This is a genomic window from Acinetobacter rudis (assembly GCF_031157835.1).
Classification (GTDB): domain Bacteria; phylum Pseudomonadota; class Gammaproteobacteria; order Pseudomonadales; family Moraxellaceae; genus Acinetobacter; species Acinetobacter rudis_A.
Genome location: NZ_JAVIDR010000005.1, coordinates 53,283 through 70,885 on the forward strand (window position 1 = coordinate 53,283; position 17,603 = coordinate 70,885).

16 protein-coding genes are annotated in these 17,603 nt (G+C 38.4%); 7 read left to right on the forward strand and 9 right to left on the reverse strand.

The window, feature by feature from the left end; translation table 11 throughout:
* Positions 1 to 81: 81 nt before the first annotated feature.
* The 3 genes from RFH42_RS07060 to tusA all read right to left on the reverse strand — a co-directional run bounded on the left by RFH42_RS07060 (position 82) and on the right by tusA (position 2,126).
* Positions 82 to 981 (reverse strand): lysozyme inhibitor LprI family protein, encoded by a 900-nt coding sequence (locus tag RFH42_RS07060; RefSeq protein ID WP_308974897.1) that lies wholly within the window; start codon positions 979 to 981, stop codon positions 82 to 84.
* A gap of 51 nt (positions 982 to 1,032) precedes the next feature.
* The gene (locus tag RFH42_RS07065) at positions 1,033 to 1,689 is read right to left on the reverse strand and encodes a hypothetical protein (RefSeq protein WP_308974898.1); all 657 of its coding nucleotides are present in this window, start codon (positions 1,687 to 1,689) and stop codon (positions 1,033 to 1,035) included.
* 179 nt (positions 1,690 to 1,868) lie between these two features.
* Positions 1,869 to 2,126: a sulfurtransferase TusA gene (tusA, locus tag RFH42_RS07070; RefSeq protein WP_308974899.1), complete on the reverse strand. Its 258-nt coding sequence runs from the start codon at positions 2,124 to 2,126 to the stop codon at positions 1,869 to 1,871.
* A gap of 186 nt (positions 2,127 to 2,312) precedes the next feature.
* Here tusA and RFH42_RS07075 point away from each other — a divergent pair, with 186 nt between their 5' ends.
* Together RFH42_RS07075 and lnt are read left to right on the forward strand one after the other, a co-directional pair.
* Entirely contained in the window at positions 2,313 to 3,152 is an 840-nt protein-coding gene (locus RFH42_RS07075) for an HlyC/CorC family transporter (protein WP_308974900.1), read from the forward strand.
* A complete protein-coding gene (gene lnt / locus RFH42_RS07080; protein WP_308974901.1) occupies positions 3,149 to 4,708 on the forward strand; it encodes an apolipoprotein N-acyltransferase in 1,560 nt (519 codons plus the stop codon). The genes RFH42_RS07075 and lnt overlap by 4 nt, the downstream gene beginning before the upstream one ends.
* 68 nt (positions 4,709 to 4,776) lie before the next feature.
* Here lnt and RFH42_RS07085 read toward each other — a convergent pair whose 3' ends face one another.
* From RFH42_RS07085 to gspF, 4 genes are all read right to left on the reverse strand, one after another.
* Positions 4,777 to 5,115 carry a tRNA-binding protein gene (locus RFH42_RS07085; protein WP_308974979.1) on the reverse strand — a complete coding sequence of 113 codons (339 nt, stop codon included), beginning with the start codon at positions 5,113 to 5,115 and terminating at the stop codon, positions 4,777 to 4,779.
* A 129-nt stretch (positions 5,116 to 5,244) separates the two neighbouring features.
* Positions 5,245 to 5,598, reverse strand: a complete 354-nt coding sequence (locus RFH42_RS07090) for a hypothetical protein (RefSeq protein ID WP_308974902.1) — start codon at positions 5,596 to 5,598, stop codon at positions 5,245 to 5,247.
* A gap of 273 nt (positions 5,599 to 5,871) precedes the next feature.
* On the reverse strand, positions 5,872 to 6,309 hold the full coding sequence (gspG, locus tag RFH42_RS07095) for a type II secretion system major pseudopilin GspG (RefSeq protein ID WP_308974903.1): 438 nt from the start codon (positions 6,307 to 6,309) through the stop codon (positions 5,872 to 5,874).
* Positions 6,310 to 6,385: 76 nt separating this feature from the next.
* Positions 6,386 to 7,591, reverse strand: coding sequence for a type II secretion system inner membrane protein GspF (gspF, locus tag RFH42_RS07100; RefSeq protein ID WP_308974904.1), 1,206 nt, complete (start codon positions 7,589 to 7,591; stop codon positions 6,386 to 6,388).
* 150 nt (positions 7,592 to 7,741) lie between these two features.
* Between gspF and RFH42_RS07105 the strand changes: the two genes are divergently transcribed.
* The 5 genes from RFH42_RS07105 to RFH42_RS07125 all read left to right on the forward strand — a co-directional run bounded on the left by RFH42_RS07105 (position 7,742) and on the right by RFH42_RS07125 (position 13,942).
* On the forward strand, positions 7,742 to 9,964 hold the full coding sequence (locus RFH42_RS07105; protein WP_308974905.1) for a primosomal protein N': 2,223 nt from the start codon (positions 7,742 to 7,744) through the stop codon (positions 9,962 to 9,964).
* A gap of 111 nt (positions 9,965 to 10,075) precedes the next feature.
* On the forward strand, positions 10,076 to 11,962 hold the full coding sequence (locus tag RFH42_RS07110; protein ID WP_308974906.1) for a cation:proton antiporter domain-containing protein: 1,887 nt from the start codon (positions 10,076 to 10,078) through the stop codon (positions 11,960 to 11,962).
* A gap of 50 nt (positions 11,963 to 12,012) precedes the next feature.
* On the forward strand, positions 12,013 to 12,888 hold the full coding sequence (hslO, locus tag RFH42_RS07115) for an Hsp33 family molecular chaperone HslO (protein WP_308974907.1): 876 nt from the start codon (positions 12,013 to 12,015) through the stop codon (positions 12,886 to 12,888).
* A 289-nt stretch (positions 12,889 to 13,177) separates the two neighbouring features.
* Complete coding sequence (locus tag RFH42_RS07120; protein WP_374990743.1) at positions 13,178 to 13,504, forward strand: chaperone modulator CbpM; 327 nt, start codon at positions 13,178 to 13,180, stop codon at positions 13,502 to 13,504.
* A gap of 147 nt (positions 13,505 to 13,651) precedes the next feature.
* The gene (locus RFH42_RS07125; RefSeq protein ID WP_308974908.1) at positions 13,652 to 13,942 is read left to right on the forward strand and encodes a YdcH family protein; all 291 of its coding nucleotides are present in this window, start codon (positions 13,652 to 13,654) and stop codon (positions 13,940 to 13,942) included.
* Here the strand turns inward: RFH42_RS07125 and RFH42_RS07130 are convergent, their stop codons facing one another.
* Positions 13,943 to 15,160, reverse strand: a complete 1,218-nt coding sequence (locus RFH42_RS07130) for a magnesium transporter CorA family protein (RefSeq protein ID WP_308974909.1) — start codon at positions 15,158 to 15,160, stop codon at positions 13,943 to 13,945.
* A gap of 87 nt (positions 15,161 to 15,247) precedes the next feature.
* Positions 15,248 to 17,335: a polyribonucleotide nucleotidyltransferase gene (gene pnp, locus RFH42_RS07135; protein ID WP_308974980.1), complete on the reverse strand. Its 2,088-nt coding sequence runs from the start codon at positions 17,333 to 17,335 to the stop codon at positions 15,248 to 15,250.
* Between the last annotated feature and the right edge of the window lie 268 nt (positions 17,336 to 17,603).

Consider the following 17,603-nt stretch of genomic DNA (forward strand, 5'->3'; position numbering starts at 1 on the left):
AACGCACTTTTAAACTAGATATAAAAATACCCCTTAACATTTGAGGGGTATTCTTTTGGAGGCTAAATTTACATTATAATATTATTGGAGATAATAAATTCTATTGGCCAACTCTCGTGAACGCTGATTAGTCATATTTGTTTGACAATTCAAGGCAAATACTTCTGGATTATCTGTCTCAGCACTTTCAATTCGACATTCAAGCTCACGCTTTTTCAACCAAAGACGTTGCTCATCAAGTAACTGAGAACGTACCTGTGCTGTGGTTGAATTCCAAACCTGGTTTAAGTTTTTATTTGCAGTATCCAGATTCGTCTTGGCTTCCGCAACTAATAGATTCTGATACGCCTGTGCATCAGCTTGTTCTTGTGCCTCTTGTCTTAGTTCTTCTTGCTTTGCTCGCTCTACTGCTGTTTGTCGCGCAGATTTTGCCAAAGCATCAACTGTAATATCCCCCACAAATGCTGCCAAGCTATCAGCATTCTCCAAGGCCAAATAAATTTTCTTTTTATCATCTGTTGGTTGAACAGAGTACTCTAACTCTTTTTTGAACTGATTAAGTTCAAAATTCAGCTCAGATAAAACCGCATCTTGTGCAACATTATTTTCCCCATACACAGTACGAGATGCATCAGCATCTTTAATCAGTTGGTCTGGAATTTTTACCGTAAACTCAGTAACACAGAACACTTTTTTACTATTTGGATCTTCATTATTGGTTCGAACATTATTCACATTAAAGGTGATCTGATTAAGAGTACTTCTTAGTTTCCCCATATCAATGGTGATATTCTCATTTTCGATCAATTCTTTTACACGATTGGTCGCATCATCTGAGATAGCTTTACTAAATACCTCAGTAATCATTTGTTTAGAAGTATCACTATCACAGCGTGCATCACCAGCAGCTAGTTGTTTAACTTTGCCGCAACCTGACAGTAGAGCCGTGGCCACCAACAATGTCATGATTTTTAACTTCATAAAAATATTCCTCAATTTTTAATTGTATAAATATTGATTTCAGACCTTACCCTACTCACCGTAATAATCGTCAGCTTCAACTGTCGAAGTTGCATCTATAGGCGCAATATAAGTTGCCGGGTTGGCAATTTGATTTTTTTCAATTTGAGGTTTAACAAAAGCGTAAGTCAATGTCTCAGACAATAGTTTCTCTACTTCAGCAAAGTTTTTTAAGCTAATAAAAACTTTTTTTCCATCATCGGTAGGATGTAAAACATATTCAAGATTAAGATCAACTTTGTTGGTATCACGTAAGTCAATACTTTTACTGAAAGCATAGGCAGCGGTACTTTCTTTATCAAATTTTGATCTGGCATCATCAGCCTTTTTTAGTACATCTGCAGGAATCGTAGCTTCGAAACTAATCACACAGGTAGTTTTAGAGCTATCTGGATCAATAAAATCTGTCCGTACATCTTCAAATCTGTAATGTAGATTTTTAGCCATGACTTTGAGTTTGGCTGGATCAAGGTCTTTAATAGAACCATTTCGAATAAGTTCTTTTAAGTTAACGTCTAAGCTTTTTTCAAGTTGGGTTTGAACTTCTTGTTTTAATAATGGCTCTACTGTTGGGTCAGCACATTTTACATGTTTTGAACCCAACTTATTACATGCACTCAATGTAAGCCCCAGCATAGCAATTAACAATACTTTTTTATGTAAATTCACGATTAGCAATCTCAAAAAATTTACAATATGATAACAATTTTTATAAAATCATACACATTTGTATTGTAAAAATTAAAACTAACTTATTATTTTCAATGTGTTTTACATAACTCAATTCATTTTATTTAGTTTGATATTTTCTCAAATATATGACAACTCATCGTGTTAGTATCTTTCAATTAACCCTTTTTAATCAGGTAGTGAAATTCTTTGTTACCCTCAGAATCGAGTATTTCTTCTTGTAATAACAATTCATGCCCCAAATGTGTACAAAACTTAGGAATATCCCATGAAGTTGAATTATCCGTTGCAAATACTTCTACAATATCACCTGATTTTGATTTACGAATTGCTTGGTGCAACATCATGACAGGCTCAGGGCAACGCAGACCGCGTGTGTTGAGCTGAATAGTGGGAGTCATATCCAAAGCTGACATGCGAATACTCAATAAAAAACATGCCATATTCTAACATATTCTCTACTTGACACCCTAAGCTTTGTACAAGTAACTCTTTACAGAACTAGAATCACCCCATCGCCTACCGTTAATTCTAGACATCTGTATTTTCTACGGTATGATGAAAAAACAGCTTTATCAATTTCAGTATCTTTAGGAAAGATCATGCAAGAGGAATCAAACCCGTCGTGGGGTATGCGCGGTTTACGTAAATGGCTAAAAACGGAACCCGAAACTCGCGATGAGCTACTCAAATTAGTTCAAGATTCACGCCGTTTTCTGGAACCCGATACCGTAGCAATGCTTGAAGGAGTATTGGATTTACCAGCCACAAAAATACGTGAGGTCATGACTCCACGTACAGCCATGGTAAGCTTACAAGAAGATGATCAATTACTTGATATTTTAGATGTATTGATCGAATCAGCTCATTCTCGTTTTCCTGTGTTTTCAGCAGATCAACCAGACAATGTTGTGGGCATGCTCCTTGCCAAGGATCTACTCCCCTTTTTAAAAGATCGTAGTCAAAAACTAAATATTCATAATTTGATGCGACAACCACTTTACGTACCTGAAAGTGCGCGTTCAGATCAAGTCATGCGCATGCTTAAAAATACTCAAACGCATATTGCAGTTGTAATTGATGAGTATGGCACGACTTCAGGTCTAGTCACCTTAGAAGACATTCTTGAAGAAATTGTTGGTGAAATTGAGGATGAGCACGATAAAATTGATGTTGAAGCACAATTTATTGTACCTGACCATAACGCATCCCAAGCCAACAGTTGGCTAGTACAAGCACTTACACCTATCGAACACTTTAACTCCATCTTAGATGCCAATTTTTCTGACGATGAAGTTGAGACTGTTGGTGGATTATTATTACAAGAAATTGAACTAGTAAGTGACTTACAAGGACAGGTCATTGAACTAGAAAACTGGACCTTTACCATCATTGAGGCAGATTCGAGAAGTATTCATTTGATTCGAGCTGTACGTCAATGAGAAATCACTTTGACCGCCTGCTCAACCTTAAAGACCAAGACAAAGCACTACCTTTGATCTTTCCATTGTTAATCTCTTTGGGTGCTGGTGCGCTTTTTAGCCTAGCGCTCGCACCTTTCTATTGGTGGTGGTTAGCAATTTTATCACCTGCTTTACTTTATGCATGTCTACGACAGCGTAGTGCCAAGCAGGCTTTTTTTATTGGGTGGGCGTATGGTTTAGGCCTTTGGTTTGTTGGCGCCTTTTGGTTATACACTTCAATTCACGTCTATGGTGATACCAGTGCTGCCTTAAGTGTGCTGATGATCTTTCTCATGGCTTTGGTCATGGGCCTATTCAGTGCGATACAAACTTGGCTGTATCGGCGTTTTTTCCCCGAAACACCACTGACTTTTGCCCCTCTATGGATTGTATTTGAATGGGCTAAAACATGGGTCTTTACGGGTTTCCCTTGGCTTTTCGCAGGTTATGCTTTTACTGAACGCTATTTAGACTCCTATGCCCCACTGTTTGGAATTTTCTCTGTTTCATTCGCAGTTATTTTATTGGCTTGCGCATTAGTTGAAATTATTCGGGGTCGTTGGTTCTGGAGCATACCCAGTGCTATTGTATTGCTTGGTGCTTTTGGCGCAGCGCAGCTACAGTTTGTTCATGTTAAAGCAGAAAAACCGCTTAGTGTTTCCTTAATACAGGGAAATATTCCTCAAGACCTAAAATGGTTAACAGAATATCAAGAAAAAACATTAATCATCTATGAGAATCTAAGTAAAAGTGAATGGGGACGCGATCTCATTGTATGGCCAGAATCCTCCATCCCACTCTTTCAAACAGATATTCAGCCATTCCTGCTCAATATGGAATTGCAAGCAAAACGTACGGGTACAGCATGGGTGACAGGTATTCCTTATTTTGATGTTCAGCAAAGCATTCAAAACAATACCCCAATGTTTTACAACAGTATTATGGCTTCAGGGTCAAATAGTGAAGGCTTATATAAGAAACAACGTCTCGTACCATTTGGCGAATATATCCCGTTACATGGCCTCTTGAGTTGGGTCTTACCTGCACTACAAAATGACCCGAGTATGAGTAGTTTTAGTCGTGGACCTGAACAACAATCAGCACTCATGATTAAACAACATCCTTTAGCAGCTGCTATATGCTATGAGGTCGCTTATCCAAACTTAACCCGTCGTAATGCTCAGAATAGTGACTTTTTAGTTACTGTATCTAATGATGCTTGGTTTACTGGCACTGCTGGTCCTTGGCAGCATCTACAAATGGTTCAAATGCGTGCTAAAGAAAACGGCCGTTGGTTTATTCGTGCAACCAATACTGGAATTACCGCATTCATTGACCATAATGGTCATATTGTTAAACAAGCACCTCAAGATGTTGCCACCGTTTTACGTGGTGATTTGCCTGCAATGCAAGGTCATACTTGGTATTCTCGTTTAAGTGATTGGCCTATTTTAATTTTTTCTAGTTTATTGTTGGTGTTAGGCTGGTTCTACCGCCCCCGTCAAGTTGATGTGTCATTCAAATCTCGACGTTAAGCATAAAACCAATAAGCAAAAAGCCTGTAGTCACGTGACGTACAGGCTTTTTAATATCATACAAATAATTAAAGTAATTTTGTACCTAATGGGACATCTTGGTCAGGTACGCATAAAGCAACATGCCCTTCTGCATTGTGAAAACCTGTGACCAAACATTCAGACTGAATTGGGCCAATCTGTTTTTTAGGAAAATTGACTACTGCAACAACCTTTTTTCCGACCAAATCTTCTGGTTGATATAGCTGAGTAATCTGAGCACTGGACTTCTTAATTCCAATTTCCTCACCAAAATTAATATGCAAAATATAAGCTGGACGACGAGCCTTCTCAAATACTTCTGCTTGTATAATTTGGCCTACTCGTATTTCAACCTTAGTAAAATCATCCCACTCAATTTGTTGCATCATGGCTTCCTGCTTAGTTAATCGCCTTTGAGTATAAGCGAAATCTTTTCATCAGAATCACTCATTTAGGACTTTTCATTCGTCCAAACGGACATCATTTTTCAAAAACAACATGAAGCTTGGGGTAATTTATAATAGATGCTGGGCAAAATCGAATGACAAATAAGACAACATAACTGTGAGTAAAAACATAGGGAAATAACGATAAATCTGCATAATACGCTGTTCAAGCAACGTAAAAACTTCATTATGCTTAAGTTTTAAGACCGTAATGAATAATGCTGAAATAAACCCTAAAATTGTTAAACTACTTAATGCAGTTACAGCAACAAAGCCGACTACAATTTGGCTTGCACCTTCAGTCCCTTGCCATAATTGCAATAATATATGGCTCACAGGCAATAAACTTAAAATAAGTAGAGCTGACTTGAGCATTGTCCAATGTGTTTGATTAATCTCATCTGACCAAAATAATGCCTTCATGTCCCCCTCCACTTAATTCAATTAAAACTTGCTTTATTATGCAATCTTTAAATTAAATAAAAAGTCTATTTATCTCCATGAAGTAACTTTCTTGTAACCATTACATATGCGAATTATTATCAATATAAATATCATGTAATATTAATTAGTTATACTTTGTTTTCTTCATTATTTTTTTCAAAAAAACACCTTGTTATTGATGACTTTTTATAGCGTCAAAATAACAAGGCGTGATTAAAAACTTAAAAAGAATATCCCGTTCTAGCTCATTTTCTATGGTTGATAATAAATATCAGCATCGTTTCCTTCACCACCTGCTTTACCATCGGCACCAAAAGAATATAAGTCGTATGGTCGGCCATCTGTACCTGGTTGCGAATACTGCAAATCATTATCCCAACTATCTTTTGGATAACCACCTTTTACATATCCTCCAGGAACCCAATTTTTAGCTGTCTCTGGCTGTTTCACTAAAGCTTCAAGTCCACCTTCTTGCTCAGTTGGATAATGATTATTGTCCATTTTGTATTGATCTAATGCACTGGCAACACCTTTTAGACTAATTTTGGTTGCATCAACTTTGGCTTTTTCACCGCGCCCCATCACATTGGGTACAATTAACACTGCCAGCACACCTAAAATCACAATCACGACCATGACTTCGATGAGGGTGAAACCAGATTGTTTTTTTGGATTAGGCTTTAGTTGCATCTACTTACTCTCTCAATTTTTCATTTTAAAAATAACACTTCGTTTGTTACATATAGATCTAAGCCAAATAATCAACTTAGATCATATTATTCATATTCACAATTGGCAGCATCACAGCAATCACAATGACCAAAACAATGCCCGCCATAATCACCAACATTAGAGGTTCAAGTAAAGCCAGCAAAGTCGAAATAAAAGTGGTCACTTCACGCTCTTGCATCTCAGATGCTCGTGACAGCATACGATCTAATTCACCTGAAGCTTCACCGCTTTTAATCATTTGTACCATCATTGCTGGAAAATAACCACTGCGCTCAAGCTGAGTTGCAAGATTCCCGCCTTCAATAACTTTCTCCGCTGCTGCATTAATCGCATCGCGAACAATCCAGTTATTACTAACCGCTGCACCAATTTTTAAAGCATCCACTAAAGGAACACCAGACTGTGTAAGAATAGATAAAGTACTCGCGAAACGTGCAGCGTTTATACCACGAGATAATTTACCAAATAATGGCAACTTGAGTAGTAAACGATCGAAAGTATAATGACCTGCTGGTGTTTTTAAAAACCGTGTCAACAAGGTAAAAATCACAACAATGGCTACAAGTAAAAATGGCCATGCCTGACGAATAAATTCGCTCGACTTCATCATTGCAACTGTAATCCAAGGCAAAGCTTGTTTACTTTGATCAAAAGTTTTAACAATATCAGGGACAACAAAAGTCATTAGCCCCATAACAATAGCAAAAGACATCAACATTAAAATAATCGGATAGATCATTGCACCTTGGATTTTCTTTTGCATAGCAAAACTATTTTCAGTGTAATCTGATAACTGATCTAAAATTAAATCTAAATGCCCAGAACGCTCACCTGCCGCAATTGTTGCAATATATAAGTCAGGAAAACGGCCAGATTGTTCCAAACCCTGTGCTAAAGTATGACCTTCCAAAACTTTAGATCTCACAGAGGAAATTAAATTCTGTACATGTTGTTTTTCACTTTGCTTGGCAACAGCTCGTAATGCTTCTTCCAGTGGAATAGCAGCAGCAACCAAAACAGAAAGTTGTCTTGTTAAAAGTGCTAAATCATAAGCACTAAATTTTTTCTGGAAAAATGAGGACTTTTGATTTTTATCTTTTTGTTCAATTGCCTCTACACTTAGTGGAATCCAGCTCTTATCACGTAATTGTTGTCGAATCTGTCGAGCAGAATCACCTTCAAGTCGACCTTTTTGTTGCTTACCAGCAGAATCGAGTGCTGTAAATTGGTATGTCGGCATTATCTTGCTCTAGTTGCCAAATATTTTTGTTTAAGGAGTTGCATCCTGCTATGAAGTTTGTTCATATTCAAGCAAGTTGCCGCTTGGTACTCTAACATAAGCCAATCCTATTCACGATACTTTTCCACACAGAGTTCCCCATAATTTTATATGACAAATATAGCCTCTACCCAGCCCCATGTTTACCGTGTTCGCGTTGCGGTACCTGTCCATATTTTTGACTGTTTTGATTATCGCCTTAGCATTGAGCAATATCAGCAAGCTCAAGTTGGGGCTCGTGTTGCAGTATCTTTTGGTCGCCAAAACTTGGTTGGTGTTATTGTTGAAAAACTTGCCCCTGATCACCCTGTCGATCCCCGTTTTAAACTCAAAGCCATTAGCGAACTGCTTGACCAAGAGGCCATACTACCCCCTGAAGTTTTAACTTTATTGACATGGTCTGCAAACTATTATCAATTTCCAATTGGTGAAGTAATACAAACCGCATTACCGGCATTATTACGCCAAGGCAAGCCTTATAATTTACTGGCCCGTGTGTGGAAGGTACTCGATTTAGAAGCTGAAGCAAAACTCAAGCGTTCGGAAAAACAACAAGATGCTTATAAAATCTTAAAGCTACATCCGCAAGGCACACTTGAACACATTCTGAACCTAAGCGGTATTGATAATGCAACATTGAAAGCATTAGATAATAAAAATATTATTCAATGCGAACTCGAACCACAAGATTTTAGCCCTGAGCCCATGCAAATGGCACAAATGCCGTTGAGCGCCAATCCAGATCAAAGTCACGCGATTCAAACGATTTTAAAAGCGCAATATCGATACCAAGCTTTTTTACTTGATGGTCTTACTGGGAGTGGTAAAACTGAAGTTTATTTGCAAGTTATGCAGCAAGTGCTTAAACAGGGTAAGCAAGTATTAGTGCTGGTTCCAGAAATTGGCCTAACACCACAAACAGTGAGCCGTTTCCAATCTCGTTTCCACTGCCATATAGCGTTACTTCATTCAGGACTCAATGACAACAAGCGCTTACAGGCTTGGCAGGCAGCTCAAACCGGCAAAGCCTCCATCGTATTGGGGACTCGCTCTGCTATCTATACCCCCATGCCGAATTTAGGCTTAATCATTCTTGATGAGGAACATGATTTATCATTTAAACAGCAGGAAGGTTTTCGTTATCATGCGCGCGATGTTGCCTTATACCGTGCGGCACAGCGCAAGTGTCCTGTCATTTTAGGTTCCGCCACACCCAGTATTGATAGTTATTATTTAGTTGAACAAGAAAAATTAAGCTGTCTAGAACTTAACCAACGTGCAGGAACAGCCTTATTACCTAAAATGCATATTATCGATTTGACTGTGACTCAAAAACAGCATGGTATCAGTCAACAGTTATTACTTGAAATTAAACATCGGCTCGAAAAAAAAGAACAAGTCCTCATTTTTCTTAACCGACGTGGCTATGCACCTGTTTTGCTATGTGAACAATGTGGTTGGCAAGCCAAATGTTCACATTGCGATGCCAACATGACATTACATTATCAACCTTATCAGCATTTGCACTGTCATCACTGCGGTACAATCAAACGTCTGCCTGAACATTGTCCAGCTTGCCAGCAAGAAAGCCTCAAACCTATTGGTATGGGTACCGCAAAAGTAGAAGAAAATCTACAAGCCCTGTTTCCACAATATCCAGTGATCCGAGTAGATCGAGATTCAACTAGTCGAGTGGGCAGTTGGCAAAAAATCCAAGACACCATTCATAAAAATGAAACTGCAATCTTATTAGGCACACAAATGTTGGCCAAAGGACATCATTTTCCTTATGTTACTTTAGTTGCTATTTTAGATATTGATGCTGGCCTATTGAGTGTAGATTTTCGCGCTCCTGAGCGTACTGCTCAATTGATTGTGCAAGTGGCTGGACGCTCTGGTCGAGGCGAGAAAAAAGGAGATGTTTATTTACAAACCTATCGTCCTGATCACCCTTTACTGCAAACACTTATCCATGAAGATTATCGTCACTTTGCGCGACAAACCTTACATGATCGTAAAATCAGTCAGATGCCACCATATCGCTCAACCATCTTAATTCGCGCTGAGTCAAAAGACCAAACGCATAACCAACAATTTCTAGCCAAAATGGCAGAAACACTACGTCAGCAAAGCCAAAATAGCATTGATATCTGGGGGCCGATTCCAGCCCCAATGGAACGAAAAGCCGGCCGTTATCAAGCACATATGGTATTATTATCCCCTCAACGTGCCCAAATGCATTTTTATGTGCGAACATGGTGGCAGCAACTACTTAAATTGAAACCAAATGACTGTAAGGTCAATATTGATGTTGATCCACAAGAATTAAACTAGCAATGTTCAATCTCATGTCGATGAGATGTAAAGACCATACATCAAATCGACCTCATGTGTAATCAACTCAATGAGGTAGTCTTCTTCAACAATGATCCACAGGACAATTAGATGTCATTGTTAGTACAAATCACAATTTTATTGGCAACCGCATTAATCTTGGTTCCACTCTCAAAACGTTTGGGTCTAAATCATGTATTGGCCTTTATTTTAACTGGTCTTGTGCTGGGCCCACATCTTTTAAACTTAAACCAAGAAAGCACCTTTACAACACAACTCGCTCACTTGGGTAGTCTAAGCCTGCTATTTCTCTTAGGTCTACAGTTAAGGCCTCAACGTTTATGGCAACTTCGCGGCCAAATCAATGCATTAGGTAGTCTATCTCTGCTCTTATGTACGCTGGTTCTCATGGTCGCATTATTGCTACTTTTTAAACTTAGTCTATTCACAAGTTTATTCTTAGCCGTAGCATTGAGTATAGCTTCAGGTACTCTATTAGTAGAATCGCTACAACAGCAACAACTCACCAACAGCCGCTTTGGTCAGCAAAGCTTTTTACTCTTCATTCAGCAAGGTGTTCTAGCATTATTGCTGCTTGCACTTAGCCCATTATTTTTAAAAAACACACAAAATATTCAATATGATATTGCCTATTGTGCGGCCTTAGTTGCTGCTTTTAGTGGTCTATTCTTAATGGGCCGCTATGTTATACGCCCACTACAGCGGTTTTTAAGTAAAAATGCGACAACAGAACTGCTTACTGCCTCAGCGATCTTACAAGGGGTCATCGTTTTCTTAATTCTCACCAGTCTTTCTATTCCAGCAACAGTAAGTGCACTACTCACAGGTGTACTACTCGCTGATGCAGAATACCGCTACGAGTTTGAAACGACTATTGCACCTTTTAAAGGTACTGTGCTGGGCATGTTTTTTATTGCCATTGGTATGAGCCTGAACCTCAATATCCTCATAAGTCATAGCTTATGGATATTTTCTGCGTTAATCATATTTATCGCCTTGAAAGCGCTTTGTCTATTTGCAGTCGCTTATTTTTATCAACGTAAATGGCAACAACCCTTATTACTCGCTTTAAGCTTTGCTCAAGCTGGCGAAATTGCTTTTATAAGCATTCAATTACTGCTAAATACGAATCATCTGAGTTCAATTCAATACCAACTATTACTCATAGTCGTTACCTTATCAATGATGCTCAATCCTGCTCTCTTTTGGTTTATGCGTCGCTATATACTCAATCCAAAACCACAAGCAACAAAAAATATAGAAGATACTGTAAATCCGCAGTTAATCATTGCTGGTTTTGGCCGCAGTGGACAAATCATTGCGCGTATTGCCCATATCAAGAAAATTCCGTTTACGGCGATTGATAATAGTCCTGTCTCCCTTCAAGCCTTAGATGACAGTACCGCTAGCATTATTGAAGGTGATGCCACCGATATTGAAGTTCTCACCAATGCAGGCATTGAATCGGCAAAAGTATTTGCCCTAGCCATTGATGATGTTGAGTCTTCTATGCAAATTGCCCGTTATCTTCGCCTCAACTACCCAGCACTTTGCCTAATTGTTCGTGCGCGAGATCGTCATCATTTACATTTACTTAAAGAGCTTGGTATTAATCATATTTGGAGAGAAACATATTTATCTTCTTTGGGTATGGCTTATCAGACACTCTGCCAATTAAACATTCCAATCGCACAAGCCCAGCAGCTTATAGCACAATTTAGAAACCATGATGAAGCACTCATTGCAGAGCAACAACGCATTTATAATGACGATACAAAAGTCTATGAAAGCTACAGTAGTTTTATTGAAGAGTTAAACTATATCTTTGAAGGTGATCAGGCTTTAAATACAACTGTATCAAACTCACCTAGCACTGATGACGCAGATGTAACAACTGATTCATCTCCAGAATCAACCAACTCAGTACCACATCATGCTCAGTATCGAATCGATGTAAGTAAAAATGAGTTTGATTGACTTGTGATTTCTACAGTTGTCACCATTTATATCGAGATTTGGAGAATAATATGTCTGATTTACGTCAACGCTTTTACATCGAAAACTGCCCTGTTCGTGGGGAAGTTGTGCATTTGCAGCAAAGCTTACACACGATTTTGGCACAGCGAGAGTATGCCCCTGCCATTCAAATTTTGCTTGGTGAAATGCTGGCTGCCACTGCATTACTCGCAAGTACCTTAAAAATTCAAGGACGTATTAGCCTACAAATTCAAGCAGAAGGCACCTTTAAATGGGCAATGGCCGAATGTACCCATAAAGGTGAAGTCCGTGCTTTAGCAAATTACCAAGATGACCCTCACTTTAACCAAGCTGAGGACAGTAGTACCGTGCTTAGTAGTTTGGTCAATCCCGTGTTATTTATTAACATCGAACCAGAACATGGTGAGCGTTATCAAGGCATTATTGCCCTAGATCAACCTACACTTGCGGCCTGCCTCATGCAGTATTACGATTTATCAGCACAAATTCCAACTAAAATCGTACTTGCCAGTACTGCTGAACAAGCAGGTGGATTACTCATTCAGCTATTACCTCGTAATAATGAAGAGGAAGAGCAATGGATTGACGAAGATGTTTGGCCACGTTTAACCATGCTGACTCAAACACTAAAAGCGGAAGAACTCACGACGCTTCCAGTACAAGAGATTCTTTATCGTCTATATAATGAGGAACAAGTACGTTTACCCGAAGTTGAACGGTTATATTTTGCATGTACATGTTCTAAAGAACGTTGTGCGACAGCACTCATACAGATTGGTGTAGAAGGTGTTCGAGAAACTTTAGAAATTCAAAATCCAATCCAAATGGATTGCCAATTTTGTAATACTCAGTACCAATTTAGCGCTGAAGAAGCTTTGGCACTTTTTGGTGAGCACCTCAGTTAAGCTCCCCCCAATATGGCACTATCCATTAAGAGGTAGTGCCTACAACCAATTGATATAATTAAATTTATAAAAAATAAAAACGATTTTTTATACCCTCCTCATCTATTTATTATTTTAATCTACACATAAGTATGTTGATTATTTTTCATACTATAAGTAGCATAATAAGCGAGTACTTTTTAAAGTTGATGTATTGCCCAGTTTTACTATTTACTTTTCAAGTGATCGAGTCTGTATAGCTGAGTATTCACACAGATTTGATCCTTGTTTAGCTCAAGGAATAAGATCTATGGCTACACACTATCCTCAAGAGGATCATCACAATAGCAGCCCTCGGCTTGATCAGGTCCCAAACACACAATATTTTGATTTAACCCATCTTGCACAAGCCTGTGGCCAAAGCCCTGAATGGATTCTGCAATTACTCGAATATGAGATTTTAACTGCACGCCCAGATCATCGCATCCATCAATTCTTTAGCGAAGATCTTGTCCGCGCTCAACGCGCATATCGCCTACAACGAGACTTTGAAGCAAGCCTTGCAGCAGTTGCCATGATGATGGATCTCATTGATGAAATTCAGCAACTTAAACTTCAAATACGACGTCATCACTAAACTGTAAACCCATTTTTTTCTATTCAATCACAGGCAGTTCACCTGCCTGTCGTCACTTATGTGGTGATAAGCTCAGTTAAATACTCATCACCACATCTGTATTTCTTTATGAAATTTCATACACAAGGAAGGAGTGTAAAAAAAGACATGAATATCAAGTTGATGAACAAAAAGCTAAAACATATGTTCCCTGAATATTCAGAATTAATGGCTATACTCAAACAAAATGATCCCCATTTTGCAAAAATGTTAGAAGCCCATGACGAACTCGATCGTGAAATTGCACGTTTGGAATTGAATCCCGTCCACGTCATTAATCACAACCTAGAAGCACTCAAACGACAAAAACTCAAATACAAAGATCGCCTTTATGCCCTACTCAAAAAAGCAGCGCATCGTTCAAATAGTTCATTAACTCATTCATCAAACAACGAATAATTATTTGAATCGAGTCAATTTACCGACTTCTTTCATTGTTTGTTTAATTGGCTCGTAATCTAAAAACCAAAACATATTCACACGTTGATCACGATGTTGTTGAGCCAATAGGTCAATCACACTTTTTTCACCACGCCCAACCAAATGTTGCCGATAGAAGTAATAGATTAACAAGATTGTACTCAGCAACATCAACAACAGCATAATCCAAAAACCATGCGGTGATTTTAGCCCAGGAATAAACTCAAAATTCATTCCGTAAATACCTGTCAATAAAGTTAATGGTGCAAAAACAGCGGTAATAATAGCCAATATACGCATATTTTCATTGGTCTGATTTGAAATAGCAGAAAAATGCAAATTCATTGCTGCTTGAATGGCATTTCTAAAACGTATGGTATGCGATTGGATACGCTCAATATGATTACAAAGATCGTTTATTCTCACCAACATAATATCTTGTCTTTCGGCACTCTTACGCCCCTTAATATGTTGGTAGTTTTCAATTACATCATCGCGAAACTCTTGTAATGCTTCAATCTGTTCTTCACATAGATTTTCAATTTGCTGAAAAGCCATGTTTTCATGAAGTAATTGATGCCATTTTTTAAAACGCTGATTACCCTGTAATAAGGCCTGTTGCCAATATTCAACACGCTTTGTCAAAGGTATTCTCAGCTCTAAATAATCATCTATAACGCTATTTAATAAACGTAATGCTAAATCTAAAGGTGAGGTGGCTAATTTACGTGGATTATTTTGTTCTTCAATTTTTCGCGTTGAAATTGTTTCTACCCGATGTACATAATTTTCAAGAGCGCGATTACCTGTTTCTCTGATCGTAATCAGTACTTGCGAAGTAATAATAAAAACAATAGGTGAAGTTTCAAGTCCAAACAAGCGTTCGTGCTGTTCATTTGGCTCATTCAAACTAATCTCATCGTTTGGTGTAATGAGCTTACGAAAAATTAATAAATCATAATCTTCCAAAGTATCAAAAACACAAGGGTGTTCTAAATTTAGAATATCTCGGACATGAAATTCATTAATATTTAGACCAGTTAATGCTGTGATTTTTTTTTGCCAATTCTCAGCATCATTCACTACATCTTCACGGCGGCAATCTACCCAGATAAACTCTGCAGCTTGTTCGCCTAATTGTTTTTGTATATAGAAATTTACATCATTGGTTTGCTGATAAAAATAATATGCTTGCATCTACAGCCCAATATAATTCAATTCATTAGATTAAATCATGCCATAAAAAAAGCCCACATCAAGTGGGCTTTTCAATTCTTTAATAACTTAAGCTTGTTCTACGTCTTTCATGCTCAATTTAATACGTCCACGGTTGTCGACATCTTGTACTTGAACTTTGATTTCTTGACCTTCAGTTAATACATCAGTCACGTTTGCAACACGCTCGTTTGAAATTTGAGAAATATGTAATAAACCATCTGTACCAGGCAAGATATTTACAAATGCACCAAACTCAACAATACGAATGACTTTACCAGTATAAATTGTGCCAGGCTCAACTTCTGCAGTTAAAGCTTGAATTTTAGCAATAGCAGCTTTAGCAGCAGCTTTAGTTTCGCCAAATACACGTACTGTACCATTGTCTTCAATATCAATAGATGCTTTAGTTTCTTCAGTTAATTGACGAATCGTAGCACCGCCTTTACCAATTACATCACGGATTTTATCAGGATTAATGGTAATGACTTCAAATGTAGGTGCATGTGCAGAAATTTCTGGACGAGCACGTGAAATCACTTGATTCATTGCATTTAAGATGTGCATACGACCAGCATAAGCTTGGTTCAATGCAACTTCCATAATCTCTTCAGTAATACCTTCAATTTTGATATCCATTTGTAATGCAGTGATACCATTTGCTGAACCAGCAACTTTAAAGTCCATATCACCAAGATGATCTTCATCACCTAAAATATCAGAAAGTACTGCGAAACGATCACCTTCTTTTACCAAGCCCATAGCAATACCAGCAACAGGTGCTTTTAATGGTACACCAGCATCCATCAATGCCAATGACGCACCACATACAGATGCCATAGAAGAAGAACCATTTGACTCAGTAATGTCAGATACAACACGAAGTACATATGGGAAACGATCAATTGTTGGCAATACAGCTTGTACACCACGACGTGCTAAACGACCATGGCCGATTTCACGACGCTTAGGACCAGACTCACGACCTGTCTCACCTACTGAATAAGCAGGGAAGTTATAGTGCAACATGAAGTTGTCAGTTTTTGTACCTGCTAAGGTATCAACCATAAGTGCATCACGTGTATTACCAAGAGTCGCTGTCACCAAGGCTTGAGTTTCACCACGAGTAAACAATGCAGAACCATGTGCACGAGCCAATACACCTGTTTGTACATCTAGAGCACGTACAGTTTTAGTATCACGACCATCAATACGTGGTTTACCAGACAAAATGTTGTCACGAACAGTACGGTATTTTAAATCTTCAAATAAGTAGTTTAATTCGTCTGCAATACCATCTGTATCTTCTTCTGGCACAAATTCAGCAACAGCTTGTTCATGTAAAGCATCTAAAGCCGCATAACGGTCTTGTTTCACAGCAATGGTATATGCTTGAGAAATTTTTTCTTCAAATGTTGCTTTAAGCTTAGCACGCAATTCTTCGTTGTGTTCTGGAGCAGTCCATGTAGACTCAGCCGCACCAACTGCTGTAACAAATTCTTTAATTGCTTGAATCGCGATTTGCATTTCATCATGACCAAACAATACAGCACCAAGCATCTGATCTTCAGATAACTCTTTCGCTTCAGATTCAACCATTAATACTGCTGATTCAGTACCAGCAACAACGAGGTCAAGATCAGAAGACTGCATTTGCTCATGATTTGGGTTAAGTACATACTCACCATCAATTAAAGCAACACGTGCAGCACCAATTGGGCCACGGAATGGTGTACCAGCAATTGCAAGTGCAGCTGAAGTACCTAACATTGCAGCAATATCTGCATCCATTGTTTTGTCAGAAGAAACAACAGTCGCAGTTACCTGGATTTCGTTGTAATAACCTTCTGGGAACAATGGACGAATAGGACGGTCAATCAAACGTGAAATTAAAGTTTCTGCTTCTGAAGCACGGCCTTCACGCTTACCATAACCACCAGGAATACGACCAGCAGCATATTGTTTTTCTTGATAGTTAACAGTCAATGGGAAGAAATCTTGACCTGCCTTCGCTGTAGGCTGTGCAACAACTGCAACTAATACAGTTACCCCACCCATTGTAATAAATACAGTATTCGCTTGACGTGCTACACGACCAGTTTCTAGGACAACTTGATGTTGACCAAATTGAAATTCTTTACGAATGATATTAAACATAGACATTTATTTATATTTCCTGATTTTTTCTAGTGGAGACCCCTAAGCTTTAGCACCTAGCATACTGCATTACAGCACTCAAGTGACAAAGCTTAGAAGCCGACCTCACTAGTTTTTCTTGTTTGCAAAATGCAAACCCAATAAAAACACACAAAGAAGGAGCGAATATTCGCCCCTTCCTCATGATTACCTGATGAACATCAGGCAAACGCTTAATTTCATCAACTGCAAGTTAAACATGCACATTTTTGAAATCAGGCCAATCGAA

Coding starts and splice junctions, on each gene's coding strand:
- gspG (WP_308974903.1), bottom strand. CDS start 6,309: ATGCAACTAAAGCCTAATCCAAAAAAACAATCTGGTTTCACCCTCATC.
- RFH42_RS07075 (WP_308974900.1), top strand. CDS start 2,313: ATGCAAGAGGAATCAAACCCGTCGTGGGGTATGCGCGGTTTACGTAAA.
- RFH42_RS07130 (WP_308974909.1), bottom strand. CDS start 15,160: ATGCAAGCATATTATTTTTATCAGCAAACCAATGATGTAAATTTCTAT.
- pnp (WP_308974980.1), bottom strand. CDS start 17,335: ATGTTTAATATCATTCGTAAAGAATTTCAATTTGGTCAACATCAAGTT.
- RFH42_RS07085 (WP_308974979.1), bottom strand. CDS start 5,115: ATGCAACAAATTGAGTGGGATGATTTTACTAAGGTTGAAATACGAGTA.
- gspF (WP_308974904.1), bottom strand. CDS start 7,591: ATGCCGACATACCAATTTACAGCACTCGATTCTGCTGGTAAGCAACAA.
- RFH42_RS07090 (WP_308974902.1), bottom strand. CDS start 5,598: ATGAAGGCATTATTTTGGTCAGATGAGATTAATCAAACACATTGGACA.
- RFH42_RS07060 (WP_308974897.1), bottom strand. CDS start 981: ATGAAGTTAAAAATCATGACATTGTTGGTGGCCACGGCTCTACTGTCA.
- lnt (WP_308974901.1), top strand. CDS start 3,149: ATGAGAAATCACTTTGACCGCCTGCTCAACCTTAAAGACCAAGACAAA.
- RFH42_RS07105 (WP_308974905.1), top strand. CDS start 7,742: ATGACAAATATAGCCTCTACCCAGCCCCATGTTTACCGTGTTCGCGTT.
- RFH42_RS07120 (WP_374990743.1), top strand. CDS start 13,178: ATGGCTACACACTATCCTCAAGAGGATCATCACAATAGCAGCCCTCGG.
- RFH42_RS07125 (WP_308974908.1), top strand. CDS start 13,652: ATGAATATCAAGTTGATGAACAAAAAGCTAAAACATATGTTCCCTGAA.
- hslO (WP_308974907.1), top strand. CDS start 12,013: ATGTCTGATTTACGTCAACGCTTTTACATCGAAAACTGCCCTGTTCGT.
- RFH42_RS07110 (WP_308974906.1), top strand. CDS start 10,076: ATGTCATTGTTAGTACAAATCACAATTTTATTGGCAACCGCATTAATC.
- tusA (WP_308974899.1), bottom strand. CDS start 2,126: ATGTCAGCTTTGGATATGACTCCCACTATTCAGCTCAACACACGCGGT.